Source organism: Acrocarpospora corrugata (assembly GCF_009687845.1).
GTDB classification, from domain to species: Bacteria; Actinomycetota; Actinomycetes; order Streptosporangiales; family Streptosporangiaceae; genus Acrocarpospora; species Acrocarpospora corrugata.
Map to the genome: position 1 here is coordinate 276,727 of NZ_BLAD01000038.1, position 15,225 is coordinate 291,951.

General features: G+C 67.6%; 13 protein-coding genes and 1 pseudogene. 8 read left to right on the top strand and 6 right to left on the bottom strand.

The window, feature by feature from the left end; all coding sequences use genetic code 11:
- Nucleotides 1-151: 151 nt before the first annotated feature.
- From rpsA to Acor_RS05965, 7 genes and pseudogenes are all read left to right on the top strand, one after another.
- A complete protein-coding gene (rpsA, locus tag Acor_RS05940; protein ID WP_155335511.1) occupies nucleotides 152-1,618 on the top strand; it encodes a 30S ribosomal protein S1 in 1,467 nt (488 codons plus the stop codon).
- Nucleotides 1,619-2,564: 946 nt separating this feature from the next.
- Nucleotides 2,565-3,056 (top strand): annotated as a pseudogene (locus Acor_RS44035) (reverse transcriptase domain-containing protein); the annotation flags it as partial.
- A gap of 78 nt (nucleotides 3,057-3,134) precedes the next feature.
- Nucleotides 3,135-3,521: a group II intron maturase-specific domain-containing protein gene (locus tag Acor_RS44040; protein ID WP_281353157.1), complete on the top strand. Its 387-nt coding sequence runs from the start codon at nucleotides 3,135-3,137 to the stop codon at nucleotides 3,519-3,521.
- A gap of 250 nt (nucleotides 3,522-3,771) precedes the next feature.
- Nucleotides 3,772-4,278: a GNAT family N-acetyltransferase gene (locus Acor_RS05950; protein ID WP_155335512.1), complete on the top strand. Its 507-nt coding sequence runs from the start codon at nucleotides 3,772-3,774 to the stop codon at nucleotides 4,276-4,278.
- Nucleotides 4,279-4,280: 2 nt separating this feature from the next.
- Entirely contained in the window at nucleotides 4,281-4,868 is a 588-nt protein-coding gene (gene coaE, locus Acor_RS05955) for a dephospho-CoA kinase (protein ID WP_155335544.1), read from the top strand.
- Between the two features lie 87 nt (nucleotides 4,869-4,955).
- Nucleotides 4,956-6,728: a hypothetical protein gene (locus Acor_RS05960; RefSeq protein WP_155335513.1), complete on the top strand. Its 1,773-nt coding sequence runs from the start codon at nucleotides 4,956-4,958 to the stop codon at nucleotides 6,726-6,728.
- A 4-nt stretch (nucleotides 6,729-6,732) separates the two neighbouring features.
- Nucleotides 6,733-7,023 carry a WXG100 family type VII secretion target gene (locus Acor_RS05965; protein ID WP_155335514.1) on the top strand — a complete coding sequence of 97 codons (291 nt, stop codon included), beginning with the start codon at nucleotides 6,733-6,735 and terminating at the stop codon, nucleotides 7,021-7,023.
- Nucleotides 7,024-7,033: 10 nt separating this feature from the next.
- On the opposite strand, the gene Acor_RS05970 is transcribed toward Acor_RS05965, so the two are convergent.
- The 4 genes from Acor_RS05970 to Acor_RS05985 all read right to left on the bottom strand — a co-directional run bounded on the left by Acor_RS05970 (nucleotide 7,034) and on the right by Acor_RS05985 (nucleotide 11,152).
- Complete coding sequence (locus tag Acor_RS05970) at nucleotides 7,034-7,513, bottom strand: hypothetical protein (protein ID WP_155335515.1); 480 nt, start codon at nucleotides 7,511-7,513, stop codon at nucleotides 7,034-7,036.
- A gap of 95 nt (nucleotides 7,514-7,608) precedes the next feature.
- A complete protein-coding gene (locus Acor_RS05975; protein ID WP_155335516.1) occupies nucleotides 7,609-8,382 on the bottom strand; it encodes a sporulation protein in 774 nt (257 codons plus the stop codon).
- Between the two features lie 47 nt (nucleotides 8,383-8,429).
- Nucleotides 8,430-9,647: an SPFH domain-containing protein gene (locus Acor_RS05980; protein ID WP_155335517.1), complete on the bottom strand. Its 1,218-nt coding sequence runs from the start codon at nucleotides 9,645-9,647 to the stop codon at nucleotides 8,430-8,432.
- Nucleotides 9,647-11,152 carry an SPFH domain-containing protein gene (locus tag Acor_RS05985; RefSeq protein ID WP_155335518.1) on the bottom strand — a complete coding sequence of 502 codons (1,506 nt, stop codon included), beginning with the start codon at nucleotides 11,150-11,152 and terminating at the stop codon, nucleotides 9,647-9,649. Before Acor_RS05985 ends, Acor_RS05980 begins: the two co-directional genes overlap by 1 nt.
- Nucleotides 11,153-11,275: 123 nt before the next feature.
- Here Acor_RS05985 and uvrB point away from each other — a divergent pair, with 123 nt between their 5' ends.
- Nucleotides 11,276-13,387 (top strand): excinuclease ABC subunit UvrB, encoded by a 2,112-nt coding sequence (gene uvrB / locus Acor_RS05990; RefSeq protein WP_155335519.1) that lies wholly within the window; start codon nucleotides 11,276-11,278, stop codon nucleotides 13,385-13,387.
- On the opposite strand, the gene Acor_RS05995 is transcribed toward uvrB, so the two are convergent.
- Together Acor_RS05995 and Acor_RS06000 are read right to left on the bottom strand one after the other, a co-directional pair.
- Complete coding sequence (locus Acor_RS05995; protein WP_155335520.1) at nucleotides 13,384-14,001, bottom strand: DUF4126 domain-containing protein; 618 nt, start codon at nucleotides 13,999-14,001, stop codon at nucleotides 13,384-13,386. The genes uvrB and Acor_RS05995 overlap by 4 nt on opposite strands.
- Nucleotides 14,002-14,209: 208 nt before the next feature.
- Nucleotides 14,210-15,225: NAD(P)H-dependent flavin oxidoreductase (locus Acor_RS06000; RefSeq protein WP_155335521.1), on the bottom strand; the 1,016-nt coding region annotated here is incomplete at its 5' end.

Genomic DNA, 15,225 nt, shown 5'->3' on the forward strand with positions numbered 1-15,225 from the left:
AGGTCTCATATGCTGATCGCTGCGCTGTGGGCTCGCGCGCGCCTCAAAGGGAGCGGGCTCGCGCTCGCTCATCCCTTCCTCGGTTGAACGAAACAGGGCCTGCCGCGCTTCGGTCACAACGACATCTGTCCGGTTCGGAGCAATTCCACACATGACGAGCAGCACTGAGGCCACCTCGAGCACCCCGCAGGTAGCGGTCAACGACATCGGTTCCGAGGAGGCCTTCCTCGCCGCGATCGACGAGACCATCAAGTACTTCAACGACGGAGACATCGTTGAAGGCACCGTCGTCAAGGTCGATCGAGACGAGGTCTTGCTCGACATCGGTTACAAGACCGAGGGTGTCATCCCCTCGCGTGAGCTCTCCATCAAGCACGACGTCGATCCCGCTGACGTCGTATCCGTGGGTGAGCACGTCGAGGCCCTGGTCCTCCAGAAGGAGGACAAGGAAGGCCGTCTGATCCTGTCCAAGAAGCGCGCCCAGTACGAGCGCGCCTGGGGCACGATCGAGAAGATCAAGGACGAGGACGGCATCGTCACGGGCACGGTCATCGAGGTCGTCAAGGGTGGACTCATCCTCGACATCGGCCTCCGTGGCTTCCTCCCGGCGTCGCTGGTGGAGATGCGCCGCGTGCGCGACCTCCAGCCGTACGTGGGACGCGAGCTCGAGGCGAAGATCATAGAGCTGGACAAGAACCGCAACAACGTGGTTCTCTCCCGGCGCGCGTGGCTTGAGCAGACCCAGTCCGAGGTGCGCCAGACGTTCCTCAACACCCTGCAGAAGGGTCAGGTCCGCAAGGGCGTCGTCTCCTCGATCGTCAACTTCGGTGCCTTCGTGGACCTCGGTGGCGTCGACGGACTCGTGCACGTCTCCGAACTGTCCTGGAAGCACATCGACCACCCCTCCGAGGTCGTCGAGGTCGGCCAGGAGGTCACCGTCGAGGTGCTCGACGTCGACATGGAGCGCGAGCGCGTCTCCCTCTCGCTCAAGGCGACGCAGGAAGACCCGTGGCAGCAGTTCGCCCGGACCCACCAGATCGGTCAGGTCGTGCCCGGCCGCGTCACCAAGCTGGTGCCGTTCGGCGCGTTCGTCCGCGTCGAGGAGGGCATCGAGGGCCTGGTCCACATCTCCGAACTGGCCGAGCGCCACGTCGAGATCCCCGAGCAGGTCGTCCAGGTCGGCGACGAGATCTTCGTGAAGATCATCGACATCGACCTCGACCGTCGCCGCATCAGCCTGTCGCTCAAGCAGGCCAACGAGGGCGCCGGTGTGGACGTCGAGTTCGACCCCACGCTGTACGGCATGGCGGCGACCTACGACGACCAGGGCAACTACATCTACCCCGAAGGCTTCGACGCCGAGACCGGGGAGTGGCTCGAGGGCTTCGACAAGCAGCGCGAGGAGTGGGAGCGGCAGTACGCCGAGGCCCAGGCTCGTTTCGAGGCCCACAAGACGCAGGTCGAGAAGGCCCGCGCCGAGGAAGCCGAAGCGAGCGAGGCCGCACCGTCCAGCTACTCCGGCGAGACCCCGGCTCCGGCCGCCTCGACCGGCGGCGCCCTCGCCTCCGACGAGGCTCTCGCCGCCCTCCGCGAGAAGCTGGCCGGCGGCCAGAGCTGACCCACCAGCTAGACCGCTCAACCGCTTGACGCTAAGGCCCCGCTCCGGCGGGGCCTTTCCGTTGTGCGCCCAGCATGGGCGATTGCTTGGGGGTGAAAGTCCCTGGAGGAAGAGGTGGTGCTGACTCCGAGCCGGAGGCAAGGGCGTCGTCGTGAGGCGGGGTCTGGAGGAAGCCCGAGGCGAAACCCTGCACCGAGGGACACGAACCGCGTATGAGGCTGGGCGTTCTGGGTGAGCCTGCAAGGAAAGGTGGAGCCCGTCATCACCGACAGGGGCGTCAGGTATACGCGGCGGGCGTAGGGGGAAAGTGGTCGTTCTTACCTGGGGAGATCTGCCGGGGGTCGGTTGTGCTGTGGATGTCGCCGCGCCGACGGATCTGGTCGTGAGGCCGGGTCTGACCGGGCAGAGGTCAGCAGAGGTCGTAGTGCCGGTGAGGGGAACGGACAATCAGCCGGGAAGGACCGAACGTCAAGTAGGACTGAGGAATCGGTGGTGCTCGTGCCGGTCGCTTTGATCGCAGCCATCCCGCTTGCGCGGGCCCGTCGTGGAAGGGGCCGGTGAATCCCGGTGAGTACCACGATGGAGCGTAGCGGCAGGTCGGCGCACCTTGAGGAGGCTGTTCTCCCTGGGTTGGAGGTCTCGTTGTGGGAGTTGACGCTCTCGCGGGACAACCTGCTCAGGGCGTTGAGGCGTGTGGAGGCCAATAAGGGCGCGCCTGGTGCGGACGGCATGAGCACGGCGGAACTCCGGCCGTGGCTGCGGGAGCATTGGGCGGGTGTCCGGGAGGCTTTGGACGCGGGCACGTATCGGCCGCTTGCGGTTCGCCGGGTGGTGATCCCCATGCCCGGGGGCGGGGAGCGTTTGCTGGGAGTGTCCTCTGTGCTGGACAGGATGATTCAGCAGGCGATGGCGCAGGTCCACGCCGTTTTTCGACCCGTTCTTCTCGGGGTCCAGTTTTGGGTTCCGTCCCGGCAAGTCCGTCCATCAGGCGGTGCGGGTCGCGCGGCGATGCGTTGAGGATGGGCTCCGCTGGGTTGTGGACGTCGATCTGGAGCGGTTCTTTGATCTGGTTCAGTTCGATGTGTTGATGGCGCGGGTGGCGCGCAAGGTTGAGGACCGGAGGGTTCTCAGGCTCATCCGGAGGTGTCTGGAGGCCGGGGTGATGATGGATGGGATCGTTTCGGCGAGTACGGAAGGGACCCCTCAGGGTTCCCCGTTATCGCCGATCTTATCGAACGTCATGCTGGATGATCTGGACCGGGAGCTGTGGAAACGTGGTCACAGGTTCGTCCGCTTCGCCGGCGACATCCGTGTCTTCGTGCGCAGCAGACGAGCGGCCCATAGAGTGCTCGATTCGGTCACGGCCGTGGTCGAGCAGCGGTTGAAACTCAAGGTGAACACGGAGAAGTCCTCGGTCCGGCATGCCCGCGAGGCGAGGTTGCTGGGATTGGGGTTCTACTTTTCCCGTTCCGGGGTGAGGATCCGGGTCGATCCGAAGGCGGTTGAACGTCTGAAGGTGAAGATCCGGGAGTTGACCAGTCGGAGGTGGAGCGTGTCGATGGCCTGCAGGATCGGCAAGCTCAACATGTTCATCATGGGGTGGATGGCCTATTTCCGGATCGCTGACGCCTCCCGGGTGTTCCGCGGCCTGGATGAATGGTTGCGCCGCCGGATGCGGCAGATCCGCTGGAAGGAATGGAAACGCTACGCGGCCCGTCGCCGTAACCTGCGCGGTCTTGGTATTCCCGAGCGGTCCGCTCGTGAGTGGGTGGCATCGAGCAAGGGTTACTGGCGGATCGCGGGGTCACCCGTCCTTCAGCGGGCGTTGCCGAATGACTATTGGGCAGACCTTGGTCTGCTGGGATTACGACGTATCTGGCGCAGATTCAGGGCCACGGCTTGATGAACCGCCGGATGCGGGCCCGCATGTCCGGTGGTGTGAGAGGGGGCGGGCCAACCCCGCCCCCTACTCGATTCCCGCGTGCTGGTAGCCGGTAATCCCCGGCAGCCCTGTGTCGCGGTGGCGCCGTGTCCGGGGGGCTCATAGGCCGCCGCGACTGCGGCTCACGAGTGAGCGTGTCGGCGGAGCGACTGGCCGCCGTCGGCCAGATCCTGTTTCTCGATAGCTCCTGGATTCTCGGTAGGGTGGCCCGGTGGCGACCATCGAACGGGCCCGGCCCGCGGACGCGGGCGAGATCCTCACTCTGCAGCGCGCCGCCTATGTCAGCGAGGCTCAGCTCTACGGGGATCCGTTCATTCCCCCGCTGGTCGAATCCCTGGAGCAGCTCCGCAAGGTGGTGGAGACCTCCATCGTCCTCACCGCCCGCGAGGACCCCCGCGGTGATGGCCGGATCGTCGGTGCCGTCCGTGGCCGGATCGCCGAGCCGGGCGAGCAGGGCCGGAGCTGCGTCGTCGGCCGGCTCGTCGTCGCCCCCGACCGCCAGGGCCAGGGCATCGGCACCGCGCTCCTGTCCGCCGTCCACGACGCCGTCCTGGCCGAGCACCCCGACGTGCACTCCTTCGACCTGTTCACCGGCCACCTCTCCGACGGCAACCTGCGCCTCTACCGCCGCCAGGGCTACCGCGAGACCCACCGCGAGCGCCTCCAGGACCACCTGACCCTGGTGCACCTGCGCCGCCCGGCTAAGCTGCCGTCGTGAAGATCGGACTCACCGGCGGCATCGGCTCCGGCAAAAGCGAGGTCGCCCGCCGCCTGGCCGCCCGGGGCGCCCTCGTCATCGACGCCGACCTCATCGCCCGCGAGGTCGTCGAACCCGGCACCCCCGGCCTCGCCGAGATCACCGCCACCTTCGGCGCCGCCGTCCTCCGCCCCGACGGCGCCCTCGACCGCGAGGCCCTCGGCAAAATCGTCTTCACCGACCCCGCCCAGCTCAAGGCCCTCAACGCCATCGTCCACCCCAAAGTGGGCGCCCGCGTCGCCGAACTCCAGGCCGCTGCCCCCGACGACGCCATCGTCGTCTACGACGTCCCCCTGCTGGCCGAGAACAACCTCGCCGCCATGTACGACAAGGTCATCGTCGTGGACGCCGACGACCTCACCCGCCTGACCCGCCTCACCACAACCCGCGGCATGACCCCCGAAGACGCCCAATCCAGAATCGCCGCCCAAGCCACCCGCGAAACCCGCCTCGCCATCGCCGACATCATCATCGACAACAACGGCCCCCTCGCCTCCCTGGACGCCCAGGTAGCCGAACTCTGGCACGAACTCACCCATGTAACCTCATAGCAACTCTTTGTGTACCTGGAGCTCCATGTCGCCGGTCCGCCGTATCGCCAGGGCCCGCCTGATTAGGCTTTGCTCCCAGGAGGCGCTGTGGCCGAGTTCATGGGGATGGACCCAGCCGGGGTGCAAGCACTGATCCGGCGGCTGGAAGCGGGCAAGAGCGTACTGGCGGGGGCGCGCCCGGGGCTGGAGACCGCGATCGCCGAAGCGGGCGCGGACTGGGCCGGCCCTGGCGGCGTCACCGCCATGCACCGGGCATGGGCGTTCTTCCACGACACCCAGGCCGACCTGCGATGGCGCCTGGAGGTGCTGACCCAGGTCCTCCCGGATTCTCCCCATGAGTTGACGACGGTGAAGATGCCCTTCGCCAGTCAGGAGCAGGCGGCAGCCGCCGGAACCCGCGCGGGCACGGCATTGGCCGAGACACTGGCCGCTCACCGCACGGAGGACACGCTCTCCTCCTGGATGAAGGTGGATTCGGCACTGGCCGCCGCCGGTCTCGACGACACACGCGATCCCGCCTATGCGGCGGCATTACTGCGAGCCCTGGATGGGCCCGAGTCGCTGCACACGATCTTCGGGGAGTGGATGGAAGTTCACGCCGCGGGCCAGCGTAACGGTCTTCGTCCGGATTCCCTGGACAAGGCGCGGGTGTCGCTGGGGGCATTGGCGGTCGCCTTCACCACCGCGGAGGCCTCCGGCCGCCTCCCGGTCGGCTGGCGGGAAAACGTGCTGACGCGTGCCGAACCCGCCACGCTGTCGGCCATAGTAGGGCTGGCTCGCTCCTCCGAGGCTTTCCTCAACGAGGTCGCCGTCCGCCAGTTCGGTTCATCAGCCTCCGGTTCGGTGCCCCTACTGGCGGGCCCGGATTGGAACAGTGCCCTCGTGGTCCGTGCCTATACCGCCAATCCCGGGGCCTTTCAGAGGCTCTTGGCCGAGCATCGGGACGTGGCCGGGCAGTTGTTGCGGCCGGCACTGGTCCGAGGCACGGGAACCGGTGGTGAATTCTCCGCGCTGCTCGCAACGGCTCTGGATCGCGCGTTCGACCCGCGCACCGGTGCCGCGGCGACGCGGGAGCGGGCCTGGATCAATCTGATCAACGGGGTCGGCTACAAGGGGACGGAGATGGTTTCAGGCCATTTCCTCACCTTCAAGGACGCGCCGCTCAACCTGGTGCTGGCCAAGCGGCTGACTCCGTATCTTGGCGAGTTGGGACGCGGCCAGGTGCACGCGGATTCGCCGGATCTGGAAGTAGCGCCGTCCGGGCTGTGGAAGGCCCTGGACGCGGATGTGGCGGCTCGTTTCGTCGGTGCGCTCATGCAGGACCCGCAGACGGCCAAGAAGTTGCAGGCCGACTTCGCGGCGTATGTTCAGGGCCTGGATATCGGGAAGGAGTACCCGTTCAGCTCTGATTGGGTTGAGCGGAAGGAGTTCGTCCAACTGTCGGCTGAGGCGGGCGGGCTTTCGAATCTGCTACTGGGCGGCTCGACCTATGCGGAGTTCAACGACGACGAGTTCATCGACCTGGTTGCCGATGCCGCATTGCTACCCGTGAACTTCATCCTCGCCAAGATCTTCGAGGATGCCACTGCGTTGGGCAGCGCCACGATCGATCATCAGAGCGGCGAAGGAAAGGCGCTGCTAACCGATTTGGTCAAGAACTACCTCGACGGCTGGACCCCTGATACGGCCGAAGCGGTCGCGGACAGGCTCATCACCATTCAGATGGACTTGCTGCAGAACTCAATGGAAGAGCATGGGCAGGAGCCGCTGACCGTGTGGGACCGAGATTTCGTGGAGGGCGTATTCCATAAACGCCTCCATCCTGCGCTGGTAAACGCCCTAGAGGCCCGAGGAGGATAGCGCGGTGGCAGATAATCCGCACCGGATTCTTCAGGAAGCGGCGGCGAAGGAGGCTTTGGCCAGAGTCTTCGAGGGCCACGCCGGGGAGCTTGAGGCAGTGTTCAGAGGAATCCCGGTGGCTCCCGGCGGTAGCGCGAACTACTGGACGGGAGCCGCCGCAGGCAGGTTCGCCGACGAGGCGCAGCGTCTCGACAAGGGGATGTCGGAGCTCATCGAAACGTGCCGCGCGACCGCGGCGAACCTTCGGCGAAGCGCCGAACGGCTACGGGCGACTGCCCTGCTGCCCATGTCGTGAGTGCTGCCGGTCATTCCTCGGGCTTGAAGCAGTCGGTCTTCCCGACGATCAGGATGTTCGGCTCAGTGTTGCGCGTCGCGACCATGAATGTCACCGCGGACTCAGGCTTGTGCAGGACGACGACCGACAGATCTTCGTCCCGAAAATCAAGATCATCGACTAGCTGATCGTAGTTCATCACGAGAAGTGCGCTACGAACCAGCCCGGCCGCCGTGCCAGGCGATTGGCTACCCGGACGCTGAAAGTTGCCCTGCGCGCGGAAGAATCGTTGTTTCGAGCCCGGTACGCAGGCGCTATCCGAGTCTTTTTCCGCTTTTTCGGTTACCCGAAAAACTCCGGCCCGCTGCGTCAGGGCCGAGGTGAGCAACTCCTGGCCATCGCTCACCAAACTACGGCTCGCCGTCGCGAGTGTCGGTCTCGGTGGCTCTGAGCACCCCGTCAGCGTGACGAAACAGACTCCAGCCACGGCGATTCGGGAAGCCAGCTTCACAGTCCGGACATTACCCGAATCCCCACAGCCGCCAGACGAGTTCGGCGAACGAATACGGCTCCCGCGAGAACGCGGGAGCCGTACCAGAGAAAGGGTTAGAACCAGCCGCGGCGTTGGGCCATGGACTGGAGGCCGGCGGCGAGGGCCTGTTCGGCGGCGGCCGGGTTGCCGTTGAGGGGGACGGTGAAGCGGTTGTAGACGTCGTGGCCGGAGGAGATGAAGCCGCCGCGCTTGTCGGCTTCGAGGATGACGTCCATCGCGTTCGGGCCGGTGATGAAGGTGAGTTCCAGGGCCTGGAAGTGGCGGCTCCACTGCGGGCCGGCGTAGTACTCGATCTCCTGGTAGAACGGCATGCGCGAGCCCTGCAGGGTGCCGCGCTCCAGGTCGGCCTTGCTGAAGCGGAAGCCCATCCGGTCCAGGGCGGTGATCAGGTGCTCCTGGATCGGCAGCGGGTTGACGAACAGCGGGTCGAGGTCGCCCTTGTCCAGGGCGCCAGCCAGGGAGAGTTCGGTGGCGACGCCGAGGGTCATGCCGCGCAGCGGGTGGCCGCCGATGGCGCTGATCGGCGTCTCCCACGGGACGGGGATCTGGAACGGCTGCGCGTGCACGGCGTTCGGCTGGAGGTGGAACGGGCCCGCCACCTGCTGGCGGAGGAAGCTGTGGGTCTGCTTGTACTCGCTGTCGCCGCTCTCGACCTCGACCACCGCGGTGAAGTCGACGAAGATGCCCTCGACCTTGTAGTCGCTGGCGCCGCCGCGGAAGTTGACGGTGCCGGCGAGGGTCTCACCCGGCCGGACGGTGGAGGTCTGCAGGACGGTGTCGACTTCGACACCGGCGCCGAACGCGGCCATGAGCTTGCGGAAGACCATTTGTTAGGCTCCTTGAAGGGGGTACGTCAGTTCGTATCAACGGCCGGTCAGGCCGGGGGGTTCCCCAGCCCGAGCCGGGGAAGTAGTTGGGCGAGCAGCAGCGCGGACGCCGGATCGCCGCCCTGCGAGGTCCGGATGACGAGTGGCGTCGGCGCGTGCTCCGCCAGTTTGGCACCCACGTCGAGCCGTCGCCGGGCGAGTTCATACTGCAGCACGGCCCGGTTGTCGCGGTAGGAGGCGGCCAGCCGCCGCAGCCCTTTTGCCTCGTTCTCGGCGGCGGTCAGTTCGGCCCGGCCGCGCGCCTCGATCTCCCAGCGCACCCGCTGCGCCTCGGTCTCCTGCTCTTCGAGCATCCGGGCGACGTCCTTGCGCGCGGTGTTCTGCGCGGCCCTGACCTCGACGAGCCGGGCGTCCCTGGTCTTCTTGGCGCGTTCGATCTCCATCAGCAGCGTGTCGATCCGCCGCTTCCTGGTGAGCTCCCACTCCCGCTCGTACGCGGAGAGTTCCTTGGCCACTTTCTCCCGGGTCGCCAGGTGCTGCTGGTAGGTGTCGGGCAGCTGCACGTCGGGGATGTTGGCTCCGGTGACCCGCACGCCGTACCGGCCGAGCTGCCGGTTGAGTGCCTCCTGCATGTCGCCCACGTCGGAGCCGCGCAGGTCGTAGGCCCGCTCGGTGGTGACCCGCCGCCCGCGCTGCCGGATCGCGTCCTGTACGGCGCTGCTGAGCACCAGGTCGAAGTTGCCGGCCCCGATGGTCCGGACGAAGGCGACCGGATCCACGATCCGGAACTTCAGGAAGAACTCGATCGACTTGAGCGGCACGTTCTCGGCGGTCGGGCAGGCGATGATGGGCGCCGTGTACGGGATCTCGGTCGAGGTGTCCACGACCGCGTCGACCCGGTCCCACGGCAGCCACAGGTAGTGCCGGCCGGGCGCGAGGTTGCCGGAGATGGCGCCCCAGCGGCTGCGTACGCCGGTGGTGCCCTCCTCGATCTCGACGATGGCCCGCCGCCACAGCCACACGGCCGCCACCAGCAGGACCACGAGGGAGGCCGCCCCGGCGAGGGGGCGCAGGGCGCCGCCGCCCAGCGCGGCCGTACCGGCCAGGTAGAGGGCGAGCAGGAGCAGGCCCAGCCAGGCGTAGCCGCGCCGGTCCTTCGGGATCACCACGGGGACCAGCTGGCCGCGTTCGCCGCCGCGCAGGAGCTGGCGGATGTCCGACCAGGACGCCAGCGATTCCTTGATCTTCGAGGATTCCCTGCTCATCACTTCAGCCCTTCGATCTCGGCCTGGCGGCCGTCCACGCGTTCCTGGATCGCGCCCAGCCTGGCCTGGATGGCGGTCATGTCGGCGTCGGTGAACAGGGTGGCCTCGCCGGTGCCGACCAGCTCGCCGGCCAGCGCCAGGTAGTTGATCGCCTTCGCCTCGCCGATCTGCACGACCTGCGGCAGCCGCGCGGCCACCGACTCCAGCTTGTCCAGCACGTCCTGCTGGTAGCGGTAGTTGAGGATCTCCGGCGCCTCGGCGCTGCTGAGCGCCCGGATGTCGAGGGCCTGGGCCTCCAGCAGGGCGGCGTTGGCCTTGGCGGTGCTCTCCGCCTCGATCAGGCGCTGCCGGGCCTGCGCCGTCGCCCGGTGCGACTCGCGTTCCAGCGCGGTGTCCATCTGGGCCTGGTACGTGGCGATCTCGGCCTCGATGCCGGACAGCGTCTCGTGCAGCCCGGCCAGCTCCCTGGTGAGATCGCCCTCGTTCTGCTCTTTGCGCAGCTGGAGCTCGTACTCGTAGGTGTAGGCCTCTTTGGCCACCCGGACCATCTCGGGGGCGGCCAGGTCCATCCGGTATTCCTGGCTGGATGGCTCGGCGTGGGTGATGTTGACGTCGGTCATCCGGACCGCCGGCAGGAACTGCTGGTTGAGGCTGTCCAGCATGCCCTGGGTGCTCTCGCCGACCAGGTCGTAGATGTCCTCGGCGCGCTGGGAGTAGATCAGGCTGCGGGTGACCTCGCTGATCGCGTTCTGCAGCTTGGACTGGAAGCCGCCGACCGAGCCGAGCACGAAGATGAACTCGGCCGGGTCCTCGATCCGGAACTGCAGGAACAGGTCCACCGAGGCTTTGACGCCCTGCTGGGTGGGCGCCTCCCTGATGGGCGCGTTGAACGGGTATTCCCTGGTGGTGTTGACGATGTAGCTGACCCGTTTCCACGGGCTGAACAGCGTCACCCGGCCGGGTTCCGCGACCTGGACGAGCTTGCCGAACTTGGTGATCAGCGCCCGGCAGCCCTCGGGGACCATGACCACGCTGCGCCGCCACCACAGGAACAGCGCCGCCAGCGCGAGCACCGCCCAGTAGTGCGGCCCGAACAGGCCGTCCAGGTCGAGGCCGAACTCGCCCAGGCCGACGCCGCCGAGCCCGACCGCGGCGAGTACGGCCAGCGCCAGAAGCTGAAACACCAACTTGCCCGTGCCGGTCTTCGGGATGACCACGGGGGAGATGACGTGCATCGGCGCGCCGCCGGGGGCCTGGCCCTCGAAGCTGCGGTTGACGATCTCGTTGGCCTCGGTCAGCTGGGCGCTGCGGGCTTCCAGCGAGGTGCCCGCGGCCACGCTGTCCTGGCGGGCGTCGAGGAAGTCGCGCGGATCGAGACGGAACCCGGCCGCCTCGGTGTACTGGCCGACGGCGGTCAGCACCGTCTGGCGTGGATCGCCGCCCGCCGCGACCGTCTGGGCCACTTTTATGACCTTTTGGGCGGTGCCCTGATAGGGACTCGACATCACGCTCCTCAATCTTCTACCCCGGCCTCGAATCCGATGATTCCGGACGCTATCGGGGCGGACTTGATGATCGCTTGCAATGGCGTGAGGAAATGTCGGTGGGGGCGCGTAGGTTATGCAAGCGTGAGGCCGGTTACAGATTTGCAGCGCAAGGTGGCGCCTTTCGAGGTGATCACGGAGATGAAGCCGTCCGGTGACCAGCCGGCCGCGATCGCGGAGCTGGAGCGCCGGGTCAGGGCGAACAACAAGGACAACGTCCTGCTGGGCGCCACCGGCACGGGCAAGACGGCGACGGTCGCCTGGCTGATCGAGCGGCTGCAGCGGCCCGCCCTGGTCATGCAGCCGAACAAGACGCTGGCCGCCCAGTTCGCCAACGAGCTACGCGAGATGCTGCCCAACAACGCGGTCGAATACTTCGTCTCCTACTACGACTACTACCAGCCGGAGGCGTACGTTCCGCAGAGCGACACCTACATCGAGAAGGACTCCTCGATCAACGAGGAGGTCGAGCGGCTCCGCCACTCGGCCACCAACTCGCTGCTGACCCGCCGCGACACGATCGTGGTGGCCTCGGTGTCCTGCATCTACGGCCTGGGCACGCCGCAGGAATATGTGGATCGCATGCTCCGCCTGAAGGTGGGGCAGGAGATCGAGCGCGACCGGCTGCTCCGCCGCCTGGTCGACATGCAGTACGCGCGCAACGACCTCGCCTTCACCCGGGGCACCTTCCGGGTCCGCGGCGACACCATCGAGATCATCCCGATGTATGAGGAGCTCGCCGTCCGGATCGAGATGTTCGGCGACGAGATCGAGAAGCTGGCCACCCTGCATCCGCTGACCGGCGAGGTGGTGACCGAGGACCAGGAGCTCTACATCTTCCCGGCGTCGCACTACGTGGCGGGCCCGGAGCGGATGGAGCGGGCGATCAACGGCATCGAGGCGGAGCTGGCGGAGAGCCTGGCCACGATGGAGCGGCAGGGCAAGCTGCTGGAGGCGCAGCGGCTGCGGATGCGCACGACCTACGACATCGAGATGATGCGCCAGGTCGGCACCTGCGCCGGGATCGAGAACTACTCGCTGCACATCGACGGGCGGGAGCGCGGCTCCGCGCCGAACACGCTGCTGGACTACTTCCCCGAGGACTTCCTGCTCGTGCTGGACGAGTCCCACCAGACCGTGCCGCAGGTCGGGGCGATGTACGAGGGGGACGCGTCCCGCAAGCGCACCCTGGTCGAGCACGGGTTCCGGCTGCCGTCGGCGATGGACAACCGGCCGCTCAAGTGGGAGGAGTTCCTGGAGCGGATCGGCCAGACCGTCTACCTGTCGGCGACGCCGGGGCCTTTCGAGCTCGGCCGGTCCGGCGGCGACGTGGTCGAGCAGGTCATCCGGCCGACCGGCCTGGTCGACCCGGAGATCGTCATCAAGCCCACCAAGGGCCAGATCGACGACCTGATGGAGGAGATCAGGACCCGGGCCGACAAGGACGAGCGGGTGCTGGTCACCACGCTGACCAAGAAGATGTCCGAGGACCTGACCGACTACCTGCTGGAGAACGGCATCCGGGTGCGCTACCTGCACAGCGAGGTCGACACCCTGCGCCGGATCGAACTGCTGCGCGAGCTGCGCTCCGGCGAGTTCGACGTGCTGGTCGGCATCAACCTGCTCCGCGAGGGCCTCGACCTGCCGGAGGTCTCGCTGGTGGCGATCCTGGACGCGGACAAGGAGGGCTTCCTGCGCTCGGGCACCTCACTCATTCAGACCATCGGCCGGGCCGCCCGTAACGTCTCCGGGCAGGTGCACATGTATGCCGACCGGATCACGCCGAGCATGGAGGCGGCCATCGACGAGACCAACCGCCGCCGCGCCAAGCAGGTCGCCTACAACGAGTTCCACGGCCTGGACCCGCAGCCGCTGCGTAAGAAGATCGCCGACATCCTGGACTCGCTCAACCGCGAGGACGCGGACACCGCCGAACTGCTCGGCGGCGGCGGCCGTCAGCAGTCCCGCGGCAAGGCTCCCGTCCCCGGCCTCTCCTCACGCCAGACCGGCCAGCACGCCAAGGCCATCGTCGGCGAGATGCCCCGGGCCCAGCTGGAATCCTTGGTCGAGTCCCTGACCGAACAGATGCACGCCGCCGCGGCCGACCTGCAGTTCGAGGTCGCCGCCCGCCTCCGCGACGAAATCAAGGAACTCAAACGCGAGGTCCGCGACATGCGCACGGCGGGCGTGGGCTAGGGGACTGCGCCTGACCTGCGTTGGGTGATTCGGGCGCGGCGGGCGGCTTTGTAGCGTCGGATTCGGCGGATGGTCAGCCAGCCGAGGGCGGAGAAGGCGGCCAGGGCGACGAGGACCAGGAGCGGGAGGAAGATCGCGATCAGGCTCATGCTGAGTGAGCCCGCGTCTTCCATGGTGCTGACCACCGGGGCGCCCACGCCTGCGGTGCTCGCGTTCACCACCGGGCGCGCGGTCGACTTGATCAGGTGCACGATCAGGGCGGTCACGATGCCGAGCACCCAGCCGACCGCCGGGTGCTCGGCCATCCAGGTGGAGTTGTCCAGTTCGGCGGCGGCCGTGGTCGCGCTGAACACGACGCCGCCCGCCGCGGGGCGGACCGCGGTCTGGATGATGTCGTTCACGTGGTCGACGACGGGCACCTTGTCCAGCACGAACTCGGCGAGCAGCAGCACGCCGATGATCGCCAGCACCCACCCGTTCGACAGCCACTCATAGCCCTGCGGCAGCCGCACCGCGTCGGTGAAGTTGGCCACCAGGCCGACCACCATCAACGGGATATACGCGTTGAGCCCTGCCGCCGTCGAGAGCCCCAACCCGGTCAGCGTCGCGAACATTCACACCCCCTGCCCCCACTTAACGGCCGAACCCGCCTTGGAGTTGCGCCGTCACGATATTTCCGGAACTGGCGTGATTTCCGGAAGCGGCGTGGCAGGCGCCACAGCGAAGGGGATTGCCCACCTCGCTCCGGCGTCGATGACTTCACGCCTCGGTCGTGAGCCTGCGGTAGGGCGGGCGTTGTCATGATATTTCCGAAATGTCGTGTCAGTGGGTGAGGCCGTTGAGGCGGTCGAGGGTGCTCGCGCAGTCCCTGAGGATCTCGTAGACGACCTGCCGGGCCGGTTTGATCTGGTTCAGTTGCCCGACCACCTGACCGACGAAGTAGTTGGCGAGCGCCTGAGCGCCCGGATTGCCGGCTTCTGCGGCCCGCGATATCCGGCCGTGCGCGGATTCGGCCAGGAGCATCTGCAAGGGCATCGGTAACGACCCGGGGCTCTCCAGGCTCTCATCCCATTCGTCGGTCCACGCGGACCGCAGCTGCCGAGCGGGCTTACCCGTACGAGACCGGGAACGGACCGTATCCCTGGACGTGGCGTCGAGGAGCTTGCGCTTGAGCGCGGGAGACGTCTCGGCCTCCTCGGTCGTGAGCCACACCGACCCGCACCACACCCCCTCGGCCCCGAGGGCCAGCGCCGCCGCCATCTGCCGCCCGTCCGCGATCCCCCCGGCCGCCAGCACCGGCACCGCCACGGCGTCCACCACCTGAGGAACCAGCACCATCGTGGAGATCTCACCCGTATGCCCCCCGGCCTCCCCACCCTGCGCGACCACGATGTCAGCCCCGGCCGCGACCTGACGCCGGGCGTGCTCCACGGTCCCGGCCAGCGCCGCCACCGGCACCCCCGCCGCCCGCGCCCGCTCCGTCATCGCCGCGGGCGGCGGCCCGAGCGCGCTCGCGATCAACCGGATCGGATGCTTGAGCGCCACCTCCACCAGCCCCATCGCCCCGTCGGCGGTCACCCGCCGCCCGGCCTCGTCCCCGCCGCTCCCGGCCATCCGCTCACTCGCCGGAACCCCATATTTCCGTAAAAGATGCGAAACGAAATCCCGATGCACATCCGGAATCGCCTCCACCAGCGACCCCCCGGCCCCCGCCGCGATCCGCCCCGGCACCAGCACGTCCACCCCGTACGGCCGCCCGCCCACCCGCTCGTCGATCCAGCTGAGCTCCCGATCCAGCTCCTCCGGCGAGTACGCCACCGCCCCCAGCACCCCGAACC

Coding starts and splice junctions, on each gene's coding strand:
- rpsA (WP_155335511.1), top strand. CDS start 152: ATGACGAGCAGCACTGAGGCCACCTCGAGCACCCCGCAGGTAGCGGTC.
- Acor_RS05975 (WP_155335516.1), bottom strand. CDS start 8,382: ATGGTCTTCCGCAAGCTCATGGCCGCGTTCGGCGCCGGTGTCGAAGTC.
- Acor_RS05980 (WP_155335517.1), bottom strand. CDS start 9,647: ATGAGCAGGGAATCCTCGAAGATCAAGGAATCGCTGGCGTCCTGGTCG.
- Acor_RS05985 (WP_155335518.1), bottom strand. CDS start 11,152: ATGTCGAGTCCCTATCAGGGCACCGCCCAAAAGGTCATAAAAGTGGCC.
- Acor_RS05995 (WP_155335520.1), bottom strand. CDS start 14,001: ATGTTCGCGACGCTGACCGGGTTGGGGCTCTCGACGGCGGCAGGGCTC.